The sequence below is a fragment of the Microbacterium oxydans genome (genome assembly GCF_900095745.1).
GTDB lineage: Bacteria > Actinomycetota > Actinomycetes > Actinomycetales > Microbacteriaceae > Microbacterium > Microbacterium oxydans_B.
Window position 1 is genome coordinate 61,211 of the sequence record NZ_FMIR01000010.1, and the last position, 17,843, is coordinate 79,053.

The 17,843-nt window shown below is 61.8% G+C and carries 13 protein-coding genes; 6 read left to right on the top strand and 7 right to left on the bottom strand.

The genetic code is table 11. From position 1 onward, the window contains the following. Positions 1-125: 125 nt before the first annotated feature. From BQ2383_RS04075 to BQ2383_RS04095, 5 genes are all read right to left on the bottom strand, one after another. Positions 126-512: a hypothetical protein gene (locus tag BQ2383_RS04075; protein ID WP_053097694.1), complete on the bottom strand. Its 387-nt coding sequence runs from the start codon at positions 510-512 to the stop codon at positions 126-128. Continuing rightward, positions 505-1,197, bottom strand: coding sequence for a hypothetical protein (locus BQ2383_RS04080; RefSeq protein WP_091029925.1), 693 nt, complete (start codon positions 1,195-1,197; stop codon positions 505-507). Before BQ2383_RS04080 ends, BQ2383_RS04075 begins: the two co-directional genes overlap by 8 nt. A gap of 514 nt (positions 1,198-1,711) precedes the next feature. Beyond that, complete coding sequence (locus BQ2383_RS04085; RefSeq protein WP_053097696.1) at positions 1,712-2,848, bottom strand: tyrosine-type recombinase/integrase; 1,137 nt, start codon at positions 2,846-2,848, stop codon at positions 1,712-1,714. After that, positions 2,848-3,075 carry a helix-turn-helix transcriptional regulator gene (locus BQ2383_RS04090; RefSeq protein WP_053097697.1) on the bottom strand — a complete coding sequence of 76 codons (228 nt, stop codon included), beginning with the start codon at positions 3,073-3,075 and terminating at the stop codon, positions 2,848-2,850. Before BQ2383_RS04090 ends, BQ2383_RS04085 begins: the two co-directional genes overlap by 1 nt. A gap of 1,903 nt (positions 3,076-4,978) precedes the next feature. Beyond that, the gene (locus tag BQ2383_RS04095) at positions 4,979-5,581 is read right to left on the bottom strand and encodes a helix-turn-helix transcriptional regulator (protein WP_347876380.1); all 603 of its coding nucleotides are present in this window, start codon (positions 5,579-5,581) and stop codon (positions 4,979-4,981) included. A 2,707-nt stretch (positions 5,582-8,288) separates the two neighbouring features. Here BQ2383_RS04095 and BQ2383_RS04115 point away from each other — a divergent pair. From BQ2383_RS04115 to BQ2383_RS19635, 3 genes are all read left to right on the top strand, one after another. Then, positions 8,289-8,495, top strand: a complete 207-nt coding sequence (locus tag BQ2383_RS04115; RefSeq protein WP_091029943.1) for a hypothetical protein — start codon at positions 8,289-8,291, stop codon at positions 8,493-8,495. 504 nt (positions 8,496-8,999) lie between these two features. After that, positions 9,000-9,347 (top strand): hypothetical protein, encoded by a 348-nt coding sequence (locus BQ2383_RS04125; RefSeq protein ID WP_091029949.1) that lies wholly within the window; start codon positions 9,000-9,002, stop codon positions 9,345-9,347. 148 nt (positions 9,348-9,495) lie between these two features. Next, entirely contained in the window at positions 9,496-10,491 is a 996-nt protein-coding gene (locus BQ2383_RS19635) for a translation initiation factor IF-2 N-terminal domain-containing protein (RefSeq protein ID WP_091029953.1), read from the top strand. Between the two features lie 23 nt (positions 10,492-10,514). On the opposite strand, the gene BQ2383_RS04135 is transcribed toward BQ2383_RS19635, so the two are convergent. Both BQ2383_RS04135 and BQ2383_RS19160 read right to left on the bottom strand, forming a co-directional pair. Next, entirely contained in the window at positions 10,515-11,165 is a 651-nt protein-coding gene (locus BQ2383_RS04135) for a hypothetical protein (RefSeq protein ID WP_140403296.1), read from the bottom strand. A gap of 285 nt (positions 11,166-11,450) precedes the next feature. After that, entirely contained in the window at positions 11,451-11,825 is a 375-nt protein-coding gene (locus BQ2383_RS19160) for a hypothetical protein (RefSeq protein WP_140403297.1), read from the bottom strand. Between the two features lie 347 nt (positions 11,826-12,172). Here BQ2383_RS19160 and BQ2383_RS04140 point away from each other — a divergent pair, with 347 nt between their 5' ends. The 3 genes from BQ2383_RS04140 (at position 12,173) to BQ2383_RS04150 (ending at position 17,636) form a co-directional block, all read left to right on the top strand. After that, positions 12,173-13,255, top strand: coding sequence for an SIR2 family protein (locus tag BQ2383_RS04140; RefSeq protein ID WP_167381532.1), 1,083 nt, complete (start codon positions 12,173-12,175; stop codon positions 13,253-13,255). A gap of 195 nt (positions 13,256-13,450) precedes the next feature. Then, on the top strand, positions 13,451-14,116 hold the full coding sequence (locus BQ2383_RS04145; RefSeq protein ID WP_140403298.1) for a hypothetical protein: 666 nt from the start codon (positions 13,451-13,453) through the stop codon (positions 14,114-14,116). A gap of 1,672 nt (positions 14,117-15,788) precedes the next feature. Beyond that, a complete protein-coding gene (locus BQ2383_RS04150) occupies positions 15,789-17,636 on the top strand; it encodes a serine hydrolase domain-containing protein (protein ID WP_167381533.1) in 1,848 nt (615 codons plus the stop codon). Positions 17,637-17,843 lie beyond the last annotated feature (207 nt).

Sequence of the window (17,843 nt, forward strand, 5' to 3'; positions counted from 1 at the left end):
GCGCATCGTTCCCTGGCGCGTCTTCTTATCGAAGATGAGTGGTAGTTCACGCTGAGGCGAACGCGACCGGATCATCATCGAAGAGATACACGTGCAGCTAACGGCGATCGATCCGACCAGACCGACTAGACGGCTGACCGACGCACCTCAGCAGGTTCGCCGATCTCGACGTATACGCTGTCCGCGGTCGCTCTAACTCCTGATGACGTAATCTTCTTCCGCGTGCTGCCGGAGGCTACGAGCAGACTGCTCACAAACGACGTCGCAGCCGAGTCGATGATGCGCGCGGTGCAGAAGCGGTCTTGCACTAGGTTCACCCTTAGCTGGAGCTTGGGGTACGAGACCACACCAAGCTCTTCACCCGAATCGGGGTCCTCCACGACCACCTCTCGGAACAGCACTGCAACATCGCCGATCTCGACACCCGACTCCCTACCCACGTTCAAAGCGACTTCGTAATCGCTGATGACCGTGGCTACCTTCGCAACAACGACAACATTATCTTCAGCCATGTGAATCCTCCTCAGGCACTTCAAGCAAGTTGGATGGCGCGACGGACTTGCGGGAGATCTGCAGATGCTTGATTTCGGTGCCTGTCGGAACTGAGTTGTCAACCATTGCCCGTTGCTCGAGTTGCTCCCAGTAAGCGGGCACTGATCTACGCACACACAACAGCACTACGCGATTCTCCTCGGCAACAGTCCTGATCACTTCGACAACCCCACGGACCTCCGCCGTAGCCGCGGCAACAATCGAGTATCGAGCGCCAATCCTCGGTTCCGGCGTGCCCGTAGTCGCCAAAAAGCTGACGCCGCGCTCGGTCGTCACAACCTGAGTCAAGACCGGAATCGGCGAGATTATCCCGAGCGTCGCCCCCAAAGCTTCGTCAATGCCAGCTTCGTAGCCTAAGCCCCACACTCGTTCGGCAACGGAGTCAAGTCTCGCGGCCTGTGACCGAGCGTCGTCCAAGTCGCCTTGCAGTCTCCCGACTTTTTGAAGCAACTTGTCATAATTTCGAATCTTTGGAACGACTTTGATGAACCAAGGGACGATAGTCCAGAAGACTGCGCCTAGCGCGCAGAGCGCAACTATCAGCCAGAATACGATTTCCAGTTTGAGAGCCGCCGCGCCAAAGTACAGCCCAGCCACCGCAGCTGCCGATGCGAAGAGAATCCAGAACTTCTTGAGCGTGGACACGTGCCTCAGATCCTCGGCCAGTCGGTCGCCATTGAAACGGCTCTCTGCCGACGGCGCGTTTGGTCTGGAGAGCCCGCCAACTCACTGCTTTCCTCCCGGGCACTCTTAAGGGCGTCCAAAATAAGAAGCTGCCGACACGATCCGCACTCGCCGGAGCGGCCTGCAGAGGAGGGCGCGTGCTTGACGACACCGTGCACGACGGCCCTCGTCGCGTGCAAGCCGGCCCCAACGAGGTCGCAGCGTCCTTCGCTCGAATGCTCGCTCATCGGCGGAATAGCCGTGGCCGCTGCCGTCTGAAGGATTACAGACAGACTCATGGGTTCTGAGGCGGTGGTCGTCCACTGGCGCACCGTTGTTCCAGGCCGCAGGCGATCCGTCCCGTGAAGAACGGCCTTCCGATGGGAGCTCGCGGCGACGGGACTCATGACTAGAGAGTAGCCGACGTGAAATCACGACTCTGGCCCCGGTTTCTACGCCTGCGCGACAGCCCGGCATCGACAGCGCCGCCCATGATTCAAGTCAGAGCACCTATACGCGCCACGTTCAGCGCTACGGCGACATCATCGAGGTCGTCGTCGAAGAGGTCAGCGTATGTGTCGAGAGTCATCGCGGCGCTCGCGTGCCCGAGCATCCGCTGGACGGCCTTGACGTTTGCGCCGGCGCTGATCGCGAGCGAAGCGGCAGTGTGTCGAAGATCGTGTGGCGTCACACGCGGCATGACCGCACGAATCCCCTCGCCGCGCGCCCTGGAATCAGCAGCGTCAGCCGCGTCCTTGAGTCGGGCGCGCTTGCATGCGCCTGCGAACCACCCGGACTCCGAGTTGCCCGGCCGAAGGTAGCCCCCGCTCGCCGCCGGAAAGATCAGCTCGTCCGGACGCTTGTGCGTGATCGCTCGAGCCATCGCTGCGTCCAGGAAGGCTGGATAGACAACGGTACGACGTTCGTGCGTCTTCGGCGTCCCGACGATCACATGTCCGTTCACGATCACGGCGTTCGACGAGATGTTCAGCCGGCGTCGCGCCACATCGACATCTGCGACCGTGAGTCCCGTCGCTTCACCCCAACGAAGCCCTGTATAGGCGAGGAAGCGAACGACGTCGGGATAGAGCGACGCCGTTGCGAGCCGTTCGACCTGCTGATGCGTGAGGTATGCCCTCTTCTTCCGGACCTTGCGCGGGGTCTTCACCTCCCGCGCAGGATTTGACTGAAGCCGACGGTCACGAACCGCCCCATCAAGGATCGATGCGAGGACCCCATGGCAGCGTTTGACAGTCGTCGCTGAACGGTCGACGCTCAACTCTGCGATCCAAGCAGAGACCTCCGTGTGCCGGATGGCGCCAACACGGCGTCCGCCCCACGCAGGCTCGACGTGCACGCGCCATGCGCTCTCGTCACTGTGGAAAGTGGACGGCTTCACCGCGACGGCATGCGCGGTCAGCCAGGCAGCACCGAGTTCACCGACCGTGACTCGAGACTCCCCCGGGGCGATATACGCGCCTTGCAGCTTTGCGGACTCCACCGAGGTGATGTACGCCTCAGCGTCCCGCTTACGCGTGAATCCGCCTTTGCGAGCGGTCTTTCCGTCTGGTTTGCGATATCGCGCTTCCCAGCGTTTGCCGTTCTTTGTGTCGTACGAGTATGCGCTGCCCATCAGGCGGCTTCCTCCGATGTACTTGCATACTCCTGTGCGAGCAACCATTCGTCGACAGCCTCGGGACGGTAGCGGGGACTGCGGCCAATTCGGATGAACTTCGGCCCGCGGCCGGTGATGCGCCATTCGCTCAGACTGCGCTCGGTCGTCCCGAGGCGGGCGGCGAGCGTTTCTGGCGTGATCAACGAGTCCAGCAGGCTCGTGCTCACAGGGGTGGTAAAAGACATGGATCTCCCTTAGAAGTCAAACTTCCAAGAGGACCTTGTAGCCGAACCCGTTAGCGGTTGCTTGGCGTATCCACCGGTCGGACCCGCGTTGGCCCTACCCTTTTACTCTCATTCAGGCTTGCTCACGACTGTACACAGCACCGCGGACACTTCGACGCGCACGACGATGCCAACCGTCGATGTGTTGCCACTCGCGTTCGCCCCTCCGCTAGCGGCAAGCGGTGTGTACCTGGTGCGTACCTGCGGAATCAGGGCTTCCCGTTACACCACCAGTTACATCAAGATCGGCGTCTTTCTGCACCTCAAAGCTTCTCTTCCCCGGTGTGTACCTGGTGTAACTGGTCTAACTAGAAAAGGAGAAAGACATTGTCGTTGTCCACATCTCTATCTCGTCTGAGCCAGTAGGCCTCCTATATAGAGGTTTGCGTTCGAGGGCAGGCACACCAGGTACATTCGTGAAAATCGCAGATCAGATGCAAATAGCGCAGAAGCTGCGTCACCTCGTCTCAACGGCCCGAAAACCTCCCGCGAACTGGGATTTCTGCCCCTCGGCCATGTACCTGGCGTTGCAGGAACAGGTGCAGGTACACGCGCCACCAGCGGTCAACCCGTCCGCCGAGGACCCGCACATGGACTCCCGAGATCCTTGCAAAGTGACCTGACACTGAAACCTGCAGCGATCGGCACAGAAGTCACACCGGGCCACTCCCCGCAGCGAGATGACGTTGGACGCAGCTTGCGGAACTTCTGTCTGCGCGTCCTTCGACAAGTCAGAAGAGGAGCGTGTGGAGAGATCTCCAGCGTCAGCGGGACGAGCGAAGCGACAGCCAAGCGCCCCGGGAGGTGTCGGCTGCGCCGACCACCGGTCAAGTTTCTGCCGAGCGAAGCGAAGTGCGAAACGCAGCCCGGTGCCACCTCCCCTTATGCTCTTCCCTTCTTTTGGCCCCGAGGCCGAGCTTCAGCGAGGAATCGGGATCTGATCTGTTGCTTGATCGGGACTTTCACCTTGACTCAACCTCGTTGTTGACGCGCTGACTCAGGACGAAGGACGGAGCCAGCGTGTTAACAGGCATATCATTTTGCCCCGGAAAGTCGCGGATTCGCTGTTCACAGGCGTGCGAACGAAATGGCACCTTGTGAACAGCGAATCTGCGACGGGCTTTAGCGGAAGCAGCAGATCGATCTGAGCACAATTGTGTCCCCATCATCCATGTCCCCATGACTGAACCCGCAGGGCCCGCAGCGGGTCGTGGGGACATGGCGACGCTTTTGCCCCGGAAAGTCGCGGGTGGCTTGTCCCCATGGTTGAGGAGGGAGTGACACCGTGGGGACGAGGTGTTTCTCGACCGAGGCGGCGCGTGCTTGATGCACTCGCTTCATAAGCGTTGCAGTCGCTGCCACCGACCGGACGGCGGCCTATAGCTGCCCTATCGGTGGGATCAACTTCGCTGGCTTGTTTGCGAAGCACGAAGAGCCCTCGGTCTGGGGAAGATGAGATCGACCCGGAGCACGCACCTGTCCGAGTGTCGGCCCACCTGGCCACTGGCCGGCCCCTTGAGGCCATGTGATGACCATATAGTGGTCACTTGCTGGCCCCCAGTGGCCATCCGATTCGCACCAGCATAATGTGGCCGCCAAGTGGTCTTTTCATGACCACTTGGAGACCATCATCCGCCCACTTGACGTTGACCTTTCGATCGCCCCGAGCACCGGTGGTCACTATGTGGTCACCTGTTGGTCACTGGTGACCACCGAGGTTGGCGGGATCAACAGCACCGGAGAGCTTGCTCGACGCGCTGGGCGTCCTCGTGGCGGTGGGATCCGATCAGCCGCCGAGCAGCACGATCAACATCCCCGAACCGATTCCCTGGCCAGCCTGAGATTTTCCGGCCCGTCCAAGCGCCTACCTGCTACGTAGGTCCGGAACAGGGTCAGGCAGAAGCTCTTCGATCGGCACATGAAGCACCTGAGCGATCGCGAGGATCGAGCGCAACGCGGGATTGGCTGCTGTCCCCCGCCGCGATTCTCCAGTTTCATACTGGCGATAGATGAAGCGGCTTAGTCCCGCTCGGTGGGCGACCTCTTCTTGGCTGAGCCCGGCGTCCAGCCGGAGGCGACGTAACTGTACGGAGAGCTTCAGGACGAAGTCCTGCCACTCGGCATCCGCTTCATCTCCTCGACCAGGCACGGTCTCAAGGGTTGCGAGGATGGCTTCCTTGTATGGGCTTACCCGTAAGCCATAGTGTGTACACCGAGCGCATGGAGTTCTCAACGCAGATGCGTCTGGCCCGACTGGAAAGAGCACACCGAGGCAACTACGCACTCTGCGGGGATCATCGATCACCAGCGAAAGGATGGCGACGGACATGACGAGGACCGGATCCAGAGCGCCAGCACGCTGGTGGTTTCGGGCTGACCCAATTCCGTTGGCCTGGAGCACCCTATACGACGAGCTCACGGAGGGGGAATCCTCCAAGCAGTGGGGTCTGGCGGCCGGTCTGTTCATACTTCATCATCGACGTGATCACTCAGACGGACCGTCGTTTCGCACCCTGTTCAAACACTTGCTTCCAGAGACGCAAGGCGTACCGTCTCTGACGGCTGAAGAATGGACCCGCAACGAGCAGCAGATAGCTGGGCATTGGTTTCGACACTTCGTCAGCGTTGCCTGGCGCCGCTCCGGATATATCGAATACGAACCGAACGTCCCGAGCAGCCTGAGACCCGGTCACCGACTTCTCACGTTGGCGCAGAGACACGAGCGGATCCGCTCCTTAGCAGGTGAACCTGCGCCCCCTGAAGCCGAATCGATCTATCGGGCAGCAATGTCGGCGTCCTATACGCCGGCGGAAGTTGCAGTGCGGCTACGAATCACAGCAGAGGAGGTCGGTCGCGCGACGGCATCGGGATTCCTCCACGCAATGGCGGTCGGCGCCCACGACGTTCGCTACCCCTCTTGGCAGTTCACCGACGACCGGAATCAGCCCACCCTCGCGAGGGTAGACGTCATAGTCAGATCCATTCCGACCGATTGGACCCTTGCCAGGGTCCATCGAATCTTCACTTCTCCACACTTCAGCCTGACGATTGATCGGCGAGTCCACACGCCAGCCCAGTGGCTTCGCAGAGGGGGAGACCCGACGGCGGTCGCGATCATCCTTGAGGGGTATTCGTATGACGCCGGTTGACGAAAACGAGAGTCACACGATAGTCGACGCAGACTCGGAGGCAACCACTAATTTGAAGCACCCTGGACACCGACTCCGCCCCGAGTTGAGAGCTCGTACCTGCGCCATCAGCGATTCCCGCAGTCGCGGTGAGACAGCTAGCTTGGTGGGCATAGGGACGCGTCAGGTCAGACGGCAGGCCTCACACGACGAGCTGCGCTTTCTCGCCGTAGCAATGAGTCGCCATTACCCGGCCCGGCAGTTCGGTCGGCAGGTCGGGGCCTTGTCCTTCATAGCCGGTTCGAAAGTGGTCAGAATATCGGCGGAGAACCCATCGCGCCGCGAACGTGGCGGGCTATCGGTCCGAATCGGAGCGGATCGAGCGTCAATTCGCGACAGTGGGAGAACATTGGATAAGCAACCGTTGACACCGATGCAGATTCGGCAAGCACTCGCTGCAATCGAGAAAGGCCATCAACTTGAAGGGCAGCAACCGAGCGCAAGCGCGATGGACCGCGCGCGGCGCATTCTGACTGGGGAGCTCAGCCCGGAAGATGCTCGCCTCGAGATGCAGATTGCGATTCAGAAGGTGGTCGATCGTGAGAGAGACCAGTTGAGGTAGACGATCCGCGCCTGGACTTCCAACGTCGGAACACGAATGCAACGGCATGTACCGCCGATTCGGTTCACTGCTTGAACTCCAGTCCGCGCTGCAAAACCCCAGCTCAGATGGGCTAACGCAGGCGCGCGTCGACCGAGTCGCGGCCGTCGTGTAACCAGTCGCGTACCGGAGCTGATCCCGTCAATATTGTCGCTGACCTGCGATAAACGAGCTTTGTACCGTATGTACCACCGTTTCGGCAGAACTATATGCGTGTGCGTGCGCATGCGCGTACGTGTGGACTTCCTCGGATGTCGCGGTACATCGGTTACATATCTTCTTATTTCTCTCTGAAATCTTTGAAACATCAGGCGATGAGCCAGCAAACCCTGAACCGTATCTGGAAATGAGGGTTGCCAAATACGGTACGCGCTCCTCCTGCGAGAAACACATAAGCGCCTTCTGAACTGCGCTTTCCTCAGCACGCCTGTGTAACCGTTTCGAAACTCAAATACGGTACATCGCCCAAATTCCGAAGCTTTTGTTCGCTGGCGAGCACTCGACTTGGAGCTGATCATGCACGACAAGAACGACACCCTGACCCTGACCATCTCCCAGCTCCGATGTATCTCGCCTAGTGGCGACGCTGCTCTTCACGAGCTGCGAGCTCTCGCGATCGCTCAACTCAACATCGAGCACCTGCTGCACTCGCGCGTTCGACAACTTCGAGCGGACCTTGCAGCCAGGGCCTCCTGAGCTGCGATCGCCAAGACCCATCGGCTCTACGCCTGAGGATGCGCGAAAGCGATTCGCCCGACAAGGCACGCCGGCACCGCCGCCCCTCAAGGAGCAACAACGACCATCACCCGCATCCCGACCAGCCCCTCTCGCGCTGAGTTCGCAGAGATCGTGAACATGCTGCGGCCGGACGGTGTGTGCAGAGCCTGCGGTCGATGGCGGTGCGCCGTCTGCAGCGCGGAGCGCAGCATCCGCAATCGCTTCTACCGGATCCCCACCGGTGCTCATCGTGAAAGAGCCTCAACGGAGAGATGCTGCCCTCGCGGCATCCCGACGCCGTCGATCACTTCATCGGCTTGATCGCCATGACCGTTGACGACGAGTGTTCGCGCCGGCACCCTTTAGAAACCCCGGTTCCCGACGCCGCCGAACACCTCATCGCTCGCCCCGCTTGGGGAGGTGCTCGGAACCGGCTCCCAACAGTAGTCGCCGGCGCGGTGCAGGCGTAGGGTCACTCACGTGTGCGGCCGGTTCGCGAACGATGCCAAGATCGGCGAGCTCATCCGGGAGCATGTCGGCGATGTCGGCAGGCACGAGGGCTGGATCTCCGTAGGGTGAGCGCTCTGACGAACCGATAGGACATGATTGGGTTCGATGGCGGGCTGTAGTGCAACGACAGCCCTAGACCTGGAACTGCGAGGAGAGGGATGGAACACCAACCACTTACGCCGGAGCAGGCACGACAGGCACTTGCCTTGATCGAGAAAGGACAGCAGCTCGGAGGCCATCAGCCGGACGTGGAGTCGCTTGATCGGGCTCGGCGAATCCTGACTGGAGAACTCAGCCCTGAAAACGCGCGGATCGAGTTGGACGCGGCGCTCCACGCTCTTGTCGACCGCGAACGCGGCGGCTGAGCTATCCGCTGAACGAACCGTCGACGAGCGCCTGGGCAGCGCCAGCAACCTCGTCGAAGCGCCCTTCTCGAATCGCGGTTATGGGAGTACTGTCCCCCAGCCACGGATTGGCGCCGATGAACCACCGCCGGGCTATGTCAGGGCCATCGGCATCGCTAACTTTCCGCCACGCCGCTTCAGCGCACTCGAGTCGACGTATAGCGTCAGCATCCGGGTGAGGACCATCCTCAGTACCCCAGGCGATCGCGGCTTGCGTGTCTTTCGAGCCGGCCAACGTCGATACGAGCGTGGGGCCGAGGACACTCGTGAGATGGCGGACAAGGTCTGCGCGGCGGGACGGGGCCATGGTGCGATCCTATTCCGGACCAGACCAACCATCGTGCTCCTTAATCCAAGCGCAGCAGGTTTGCCAGCAGCTCAGGAACCCACGCCCGTGTGCACCGAACGCGCAGAAGTACACAAGGTTCACCGCGTACACAACTGTTCACAGCAAAAGTGACGGCAATGGAACTCGAGATTGCAGTCACCCCGCTCGAGACGCTCGTGTGGGCGGCGAGAACCGAGGAAGCTCGAGAGCTGCGCCACGAGCTCACAGAGTCCGACTACCTCGTGCGCGACGCTGACCCGTTCGAGATGACCAGCGCCGGTCTCATCCTGGAGGCCGAGCACTTCGAGTTCGATCCTGAACGGATATTCAACGTCGGCATCGGCCCGAACGTGAATGCGTCCCTGCATACGCTGACGGACTCCGGGCACTCGCTCGTCTGGCACCAATGGCAGACGAGGCTCCCACGGAAGGTCTGGGGCGTCCCCGTGGTGGTAACTCGTTCAGGGGTGCGATGTGCGTCGTAAGGCGATCAGCCCACTGATCTTCCCGGTACGTCGGGTCCGCCATCTGTGCCGGCATGGCATGACGTCGCAGCGTATTCCGGGCCACGGACGACCCTCGACCCATCAGTGATGTCGAACCCTCGCGCTACGGTCTATGAAACGGGAGGTCATGGTGGCGAAGAAGCCCCGAGTGCATGAGGTCGCGGCGGACTACGCCGTGGACTCGAAATACGCCCTGCAGGTGTTGAAAGAGATGGGCGAGTTCGTCAAGTCTCCGTCATCAACGCTTGAGGTCCCTGTGGCCAGGAAGCTCCGGGCGCATCTAAGAGAGCAGGGATACTCTCCTGCGGGCTTCGCAGCGCTTCGCGGTGACGGTGCGTCCCGCGCGGGGGTCTTGCTGCACCAGTTGCCGAAGGGGCTGCCCGCGCTCATCGAGCTGCTCCAATCACCATCCGAGTGGCCAGGGCCGTCTCTTCGAGCAGCGTTGGACGCGCGCTGCTTGTTCTACGTCTCGCTGCAGAGCTATCGGTCGTTAAGACAGCTGGCCGCAGAAGAAACCCAAGTGAGCTCGTTCGACCTCCGCAGTGCTGCGGGGTTGACCCTCATGCAAGTCTCTGCGTCGCGTGCTGAAGTCGTCGTATGGTCTCCCGTGAAAGCCGAGACTGTCTTCCATTCGTTCACGCTTGAGGTACTCGACGTTGGCACCGCGGGTACGACCGCGGCAGCACATGGGTTGCGCCGTCTGAATGTTCGACGTGATGCAGACCAGTTCGGCGGGAACGCCGAGCCGTTTCGACGCTTCGCGACGGCGATGAACTCGATCCCCACGCGTACGCGTCGGCAGCCCGACGTTGCGAGCCGCACAGGGAGAGAGAATCGGGCTGGGACCAGCGACTCCCCGGAGGACGTATCCCTCGTCTATGTGCGCAAAGCAGGAGCCAGCGCCGCGCCAGGGACGAGAGAAACTGGCGCCCATCTCACCACTCGTTCGTCGACGAAGAAGTGGTCTGTCTCGGGGCACTGGCGAAACCAGTGGTACCCGGGGCGCAAGGAGCACCAACGGATCTGGATTGAAGAGCACGCTGCCGGCGCAGCGGAAGGGGATGTCGTAGAGCGAGCCCGGGTGTACGTCGTCGTTCCCGAGGCTGCAGCCAGGGAGATTTGACTAAACCAGGGGGAGTACTCGGATCACTCTTGCTCGCCGAACGACGCCAGGTACTCGTTCCGCTCCACCATTTCGGCGTGCAGCGCTTCAGCCGATGTCTCGTATCCCTGGCAACTCGCTGTGGTATCAGGAGAGAGTTGGAGTTGGTAGCGAATCTCCTGCGACGACTTCGCCCCCTCCGGATCGTCGGACACAGGCTGGTTGTAGGCGTCCTCGAACGTCGCAGCATTGACCAAGGCGTTGAAAGTGCTGGCTTGGGTCATGCTCGCGTCGCGAACGTTGCTCAGATGTGCGTCGAGTCCGTCGGGCCAGGTGAAGTACGGGTCGTCGAGCAAGGCGATCTGCATTGTGTTCAGCCTCAGAACCTCAGCGGCAGCTGCCTTCACGGCCGCGACATCTGGGTTCCCCCCGTTGAGGTACTCCTCCTCCCCCGCTATGAATGCCTGATTCATTCGTTCGGTGGCGCCATTTCGCTGGCAGACGATGCCGAGGTAACGTTCACCAGCTTCTGCCGTTGATAGCTCGACGGGGCCGGGATCGATGGTTGGCGTGGGCGACGGAGACGGAGCTTGCGAGGCTTGGGTATCCGCGGTGTCAGTCGACGCAGGCGCCGTGCACCCGGTGAGGACCATGAGGGCGAGGACGCTCACGGCGCCGATCTGAGCAAGTCTCATGTGGCTCAGCGTAGTGGTACGCAAAGCACCATTCAGGGAAGGATGAAGGCAACGCTGACAGTAACTCTGGGGGAGATAGATGCTTATTCTCAGCGTTGACTGGCTTGCTACCAGTCAAAGATCAGGACGCTTTGGCGAGTTCCTTGATCCACTGGGGCGTCTCGACCTTTCGAGCACGATCGGCGGTGACGCGGATCCGAGCGGCGATGCGGCGCTCTGCGTCGCTCGGTACACGTCGACCCGGGTTCTGCGGTGACTCTTGATTCGTCATACCAACCTCCCGTCTCAACCCTCTCTTCGAGTATCCAGCATTCGCCTGAACTTTGTCCACAAGCCAACGACGGTGTTGTGCTTCTTGCCAACAACAACCGATCGCCCTGAATTCTGCCCGGATGCTCGGCTCAAATCGTCGTCCACGTCGCCATCACTGTCGAGATCCAAAGTGACTGCGGTCACGACTTCACCGAGAAACGCCTTCTCGTCCTTCTTCGCAAGCGCGCTCTTCTGTAGCGCCTCCAGCGCTGCAACCCCAGCCTCTCGCTCAGGGCCAGTAGCGTCAGGCTTCACATAGAGGTTGAGCGCCCACTCGACGCGTTGCCACCAAGCGTTCAAACGCGCCTGGTGTCGAGCACCGATGAACGCGAGTGATGCCGCAAGCACCGCTGCCGCGCCACCGAAGCCAGGGCTCAGGAGCCACACCGACAGCCACGGCCATCACTCTCCGTGCCACCAATCTCCGACGGTGATCCACCACGAGGGGGTATTGAGAAAGCCGACCGCGTTCAGCACGACCACTGCAAGCGCCAGAACGACCGCTCCAATGACGAGCAACGTGGGCAAGCGGTGTCGCTCCCACAGTCGAGCCACGCCGCCTTTGGAGGAGCTGCCCGGCTCTAGTTGTGCTCCCGTCATGGCGTCGATCGTATCGGCTGCGACTGCGACTGCGACTGCGGCTGCGCGTTCGAGAGCTTCCGCTGGACAGCAACCCGGGCATTACGATGGCGACTATGGACTCATGGGTCGAAAAAGCTGGAGAGTCCATCATTGTCCTGCTGGGGGCTGGCGCATCTGCTCCCCAACTCCCCGTCTCAACGGAACTAACAGAACTTGTCGTCGGCCACCTCGACACTGTTTACCCAGTGAGCGACGAGTCGAACATCGGTCGCACGTGGCACGAGGTTCGCCGCCGGTTGGCTGGGGTCACCAACATCGAGGAGTACTTCGCCGCCATCGATGCCCTCTCCAAGCGCGATACCTCTATCTCGAGATTCTGGGTCGACGAATGGGCCGAGTTCCCGTCGATGTCCACCGACCCGGCTCAGCCGCCGACTGTCCAGTACGCAGCCGTGCTCCTTGCGCACCAGGTTCGTCTGACCGTCATGCAGATTCTCACTGCCCGTTCTGGTGCAGCTGATGTGTCATACCTTCGTCCCCTCGTCTCTGCGCCTCTGCAGGGCATCATTTCGACGAACTACGACCTTTTGATCGAGCGCGCCGCCGACGCTTCCGGGGTGCAGTACTCGACGGGAGCTGCACTGTGGGACGGTGGCATCCGGTGGTTCAATGAACGGCACCCTGAGGGGGCGCTGAAGCTCCTGAAGGTACACGGGTCTCTCAACTGGCGAACCTCCCATGAGATCACCGGAAGCCCGCTCCCGATCCTCGGCATCGATGAATACTCCAACGGGCAACGGGCGCCGGCCAACGTGTTCGCTATGGACGTCTCCATTTTTGGCCTCGGCAACAAGCTGAGGTCAGACCGTGCATATCCAGCGCTGGTGCGTGAGATCGATGAGCTTCTCGTGGGTGCGAAGCTGCTGGTGGCGATCGGATCCTCATTCTCCGACGTCCACATCACAGAGCCGATCAGGCGCTGGGCTGCACTGAACCCCGGGGCGAGGATCATCATCGTCGATCCGTACCGCACGCACTCGCTCCAACCTCATACCCCGCTTGGCGAGTTGCAGCAGGGCCTCTGGGATGGGTCCGGATTCGGGGACGAGCCGGGAATGGTCAATCACGATCGGATCAACCGAATGCGCTTTGTTCTCAAGACCGCCTCAGAAGGCATCGCTGAGCTGTTCGGCTGACGCCGGCCAGCCAATGCCTTCTGCTCCGAGGGGGCGATACGGACTCTCTCTTGGGAGCGGCCTTTACTCCGGCAGTCGCGTCGTAGATTCGTTGTCATGACTCCCCCGCGAGAAGAAGAGGACTTGGCTCGCTTCGCCGTCTCGCGCGCCCTCGGGGTCGCCGTCGACGCATACGACGACGGCAGCGAACCGAGCATGCCCGATGCACTGATCCGGGCGGCCACAGGTGACGAGCCCCTGGAAGTGGTCACGGACACCGACAGTCACTATCTCAAGCTGCGAGACGCCTTGAAGAAGCACGGTCGGAAAATCGACACCGACCCAGGTTCGCCCGCCTGGGAGGTCACCCTCATCCACACCAAGGCGGACCTTCGCCGCGTTCGGCTCCTGCTGCCCCAGCTGATCCGCAAGTATGAATCAGAACTGTTGGCGGATCACCTCCCCGAAGAACTCGAGCACCTCGGCGTTGAGGACGCCCATGCGCTCCCCGGGCAGCGCGGCTTCATCCACTTTTCTGCCGCGGGTTGGAATAGCTGGGACTACATCAGCGAGTTCGGCGACTGGCTCGATGCCGTCTTCCGGCGGGAAGCCGACGTGGCCCGCAAGCTCGCCCACCACGGTGGAACGAGGCAGCACGCTTTCGTGTGGGTGACATCCCTGGTGTCCTGGAGCGCACTCGACCAGCTTGAGGTTGATGAGGAGAATATCCCGCAGCTGCCGAACCGTGAGCCCGATGTTCCCGACACGCTCACCGACATCTGGATCGCGAGCACCCTGGTTCGACCGTCACGCGGCATGCTGCATTGGCATCGTGGTCGGGGGTGGTCTTGGGCGCCCCTGGAGTTGTCGGAAGCGATCTGAAGACCAGTGCGCGGTGATCTGCTCGTCGAGCGCCCCGAGAGACGACGCCCTCATGCGTGAGCCCACACCTCTCGCTCCGAAGACCGTCCGCCACATCCGCACGATGGTCACCACAGACGCCACACCGTCTCGATCCCGCTCGAGCACTGGTCAACGCAGCTCACCTACTCAGCCCCATCTCACTTCAACGTCTGGCCCACTACCCCCGATAAGACCAGTTATCCCGACTATCGGCGCGAACCCCCTCTTCCGCGGGCGAACGCCGGAGGGCTTCGAGGCCATGTAGCTCACTTGCCCTCTTGCAGCTCCGAGCGGATGGGCTTCGAGTCATCGAGGTCCCGCAGGACTACGATCAGGGAGGTCTGATCCCACCGGCAGAAGGGAGCCGACGATGGATGGGCAACGGTTAACGCCGGCTCAGGTAAAGCACGCACTCGCGGCGATCGAGAAAGGACACCAACTCGAGGGCCAGCAACCGAGCGAGCGCGCCCTCGATCGTGCGCGGCGAATCCTGAGCGGTGAGCTCAGCGCGGACGCAGCGGAGATCGAGATGCAAGATGCGGTCACAGAAATCGTCGAACGTGAGAAAGGCCGATAGCCAGCCGCCCGAGGAGTCGTCGACCGAGGCCAGAGCAGCGGCAGCAACTTGCTCGACCGGGCTGACGGGTACCGGAGCTGCCCCTGCTCCTGCTGATGGTCATGGCTCGGTGGCGTGTTCGGTCTTCTCGAAGAGCTGCTCTCCCTCGACACGAAGCGTCGCCACCCAGTGGTCGAACTCTAGCGTCGGGATGCGCCAGATACCCGCCTAGCACCTTCTTACTTCCCTGTCTGGCCGTTTACCGACGATAAGACCACTTATCGCAGCTATCCGGCGCAGCACTGCGGGTGCCCTGGACCACGCACCTGCGCGCGCTACCCGGCCCGTCGCCGTCGCCGTCGCCGTCGCCGTCGCCGTCGCCGTCGAGGATGACGCGACTCAAGACCTGACCGCCGCTCCAAAATTCAAGACGTCCTCGAGCACGTCTTTCGCCGACCGATCGACAAGAGGACCGCCCAGCACATCCGAGCGCTCGTCATCACGCAGGACGACGCGCCGAAGGGTCCGCCCGGCGGTCGATGGCCGTTTACCGGCGAACCATGGTCGCACGGAATCGGGGCCGCTTGCCCTCCGGTGGGTGGCTCTGGTGGCCCATGGGCGCGGGGAGCATGTCATGGTCCGTGCATTCACCAACCCTGTACATGGCCGCGACGGAAGCAATTGTCCAGACCACCCTGAAAACGGACGAGCCACCTCTACTGTCCCCGCCAGGAGGGCAGACGAGGCGAGAACGACCCTTAACAACGCAGCGGGTCGTCCCGTCCCCCAATGAATAACGTCGGGTCTCTCTACCCGTGGACCGGAGCGACGAAGAACGCAGCGCTCAACCCTGTTCGGTGTTCACGCGTGTGAGGTCGCGGGATGGCCTCGCGAGATAAGCGCTCAAGGCGGCCACAACACGCACTGGGTGCGTGGCTCAGGGGTTGCACCCGGTGCGAGCGCAGGACTGGCGACTGCCAGGATGGCAGTGTGACATCTCTTTGGCGTTCGTTTGTCGGTTTTTTCGTGGTTGCGGGGATCTTGGCATCTACGACGGCCTGCTCCTCGCAGGTCACGAGGCTTGAGCCCGCGCCCGTGGAGACAGCGGAGCTTTCGTCGGGGAATGTCGAAGCGTGGTTGGACGCGGTGCTGCCGGCCGCTTTGGAGCGCGAAGGCGTGGTCGGTGCCACCGTCTCGGTCGTCGCGAATGGGGAGATCATCACCGCACGAGGATATGGGAGCGTCGGCTCGGCGGACGACGCTGCCCAGACCGTTGATGCCGAGTCATCGCTCTTCCGGATCGGTTCGATCTCGAAGGTGTTCACGGCGACCATCGTGATGCAGCTCGTCGAGGAAGGCGAACTGGACCTGGATGCTCCGGTGCAGGACGTCTTGGACTTCTCGCTGCCCACGAGTTTTGACGAGCCGATCACGATGCGTCATCTGTTGACGCACACGGCAGGCTTTGAGGACGAACTAGCCGGGCTCATCACCGCCCCCGGCGGTGAACCGGTATCCCTCCGTGATGCGGTGGCGATCGATCCACCCGCTCAGATCTTCGAACCTGGCTCGACCCCCGCGTACTCGAACTACTCCAACGGGCTTGCGGCGTATGTCGCTGAACGTGTGACGGGGGTCCCTTTCGAGGTCTTGGTGCAGGAGCGTATTTTCGACACGATCGGGATGACGACCGCGACCATGGCGCAGCCCCTTCCCGCGGATCTTCAAAGGAACATGTCTGCCGGATATCGCTTCGCGGGTTCTCCCGAGGTTCCGTTCGAGGTCGTCTCGCCGGCTCCCGCGGGAGCGATCTCAGCGACCGCCATCGACATGGGCCGATTCATGCTCGCCCAGCTTGGCGACCCAGACGCGGGTCTGATGGAGCCGCAGAGTCTGGCGCTGATGCATGAGCCCGCTCTGACGAGTGGAGACCTCGGAGGCCTCGCGAAGGGTCCGGTGATGACCCTCGGGTTCTTCGAGCGCGATCGAAACGGCCACCGTGTCCTCAGCCACGGCGGCGATCTCACCGCATTCCACGCACAACTGGAGATTTACCCCGACGATGGCGCCGGAATCTTCGTTTCGCTGAACAGCTCCGGTCTTCACCCGGATTCCTCCACAGTGATCCGAGACGAACTCACCAGAGACTTCGCCGATCGTTACTTCCCCGATGATCGACCGGATCAGAAACCGACCAGCACGACTGCTGCCCATGCGGAGGCGATTGAGGGAACCTACCAGCTCTCCCGTCGCGGGGAAACAACGTTCATCCGAGCGTTCTTCATCCTCTCGAGCATCGACATCACCGCGGACGGCTCCGGCGGCGTGACGATTTCTGCGATCGTCGACCGAACAGGGACACCAGTGCCTTTCGTCGAGACCGAGTCTTGGCTGTGGTCGGAAGTGGGGGGCCACCGGACCATTGCAGTGGACCAGCGAGATGGTGAAGTCATCGCGATCGGGTTCGATCCCGCGTTCACCTTGCAGCCCATGCCGGCAGAACGGAGAGCGTTGCCGATCGTCGCTGGCCTCTCACTCGTCATCCTTGTGACGTACCTCGTCGCGCACCCTGTCATCGCGCTCGTGCGCCGTCTCCGTCAGCGGCAGGACGACCAACCAACTGCGTGGAAACGTACGGGATGGGCGGCGTGGACAGGCGCACTCAGTTTGCTGCTGTCAGCCCTACCCTGGTCAGCAGTTGCCGGGGCACTGCTCACAGACGGCCCGGCTCCCGATACTCTCATCATCCGAACCGGGCAGGCCCTCCTCGCAGTCGCGGCGCTGGGGATCGTTCCCGCGGCCTGGCGCACCGTGTACTCCTTCAAACGACACCGACACCGCTGGCTGCACGTGATGGGAGCGATCAGCCTCACCGCTGCCTTCGCGGGTCTAATCTTCACGCTGCTCGTCGGTGGGATCCTGCAACCCAGCCTCAGCTACTGAGCTCCCACGCACTGACACCCCCTGCGCCGGCGCTGAGGGAGTGCTGCCTGGCACGCACGCGGATTCGCATGTGCTTGATGAGGCGGGACAGGACGCTCCATGCGACATCGCTCCGTTCGAACGCACCCTCGAGGACTTCACCTCCACCGGGGTGCTCCGGGCCGCGTGAGTGCTCGACGGCCACATCGGCTCCGGCGATACAGTTCT

What these genes read in the sequence shown, in the direction of transcription:
- BQ2383_RS04075 (WP_053097694.1), bottom strand. Translation starts at nt 512, where the DNA reads ATGGCTGAAGATAATGTTGTCGTTGTTGCGAAGGTAGCCACGGTCATC.
- BQ2383_RS04085 (WP_053097696.1), bottom strand. Translation starts at nt 2,848, where the DNA reads ATGGGCAGCGCATACTCGTACGACACAAAGAACGGCAAACGCTGGGAA.
- BQ2383_RS04090 (WP_053097697.1), bottom strand. Translation starts at nt 3,075, where the DNA reads ATGTCTTTTACCACCCCTGTGAGCACGAGCCTGCTGGACTCGTTGATC.
- BQ2383_RS04095 (WP_347876380.1), bottom strand. Translation starts at nt 5,581, where the DNA reads ATGAACAGACCGGCCGCCAGACCCCACTGCTTGGAGGATTCCCCCTCC.
- BQ2383_RS04115 (WP_091029943.1), top strand. Translation starts at nt 8,289, where the DNA reads ATGGAACACCAACCACTTACGCCGGAGCAGGCACGACAGGCACTTGCC.
- BQ2383_RS04125 (WP_091029949.1), top strand. Translation starts at nt 9,000, where the DNA reads ATGGAACTCGAGATTGCAGTCACCCCGCTCGAGACGCTCGTGTGGGCG.
- BQ2383_RS19635 (WP_091029953.1), top strand. Translation starts at nt 9,496, where the DNA reads ATGGTGGCGAAGAAGCCCCGAGTGCATGAGGTCGCGGCGGACTACGCC.
- BQ2383_RS04135 (WP_140403296.1), bottom strand. Translation starts at nt 11,165, where the DNA reads ATGAGACTTGCTCAGATCGGCGCCGTGAGCGTCCTCGCCCTCATGGTC.
- BQ2383_RS04140 (WP_167381532.1), top strand. Translation starts at nt 12,173, where the DNA reads ATGGACTCATGGGTCGAAAAAGCTGGAGAGTCCATCATTGTCCTGCTG.
- BQ2383_RS04145 (WP_140403298.1), top strand. Translation starts at nt 13,451, where the DNA reads ATGCCCGATGCACTGATCCGGGCGGCCACAGGTGACGAGCCCCTGGAA.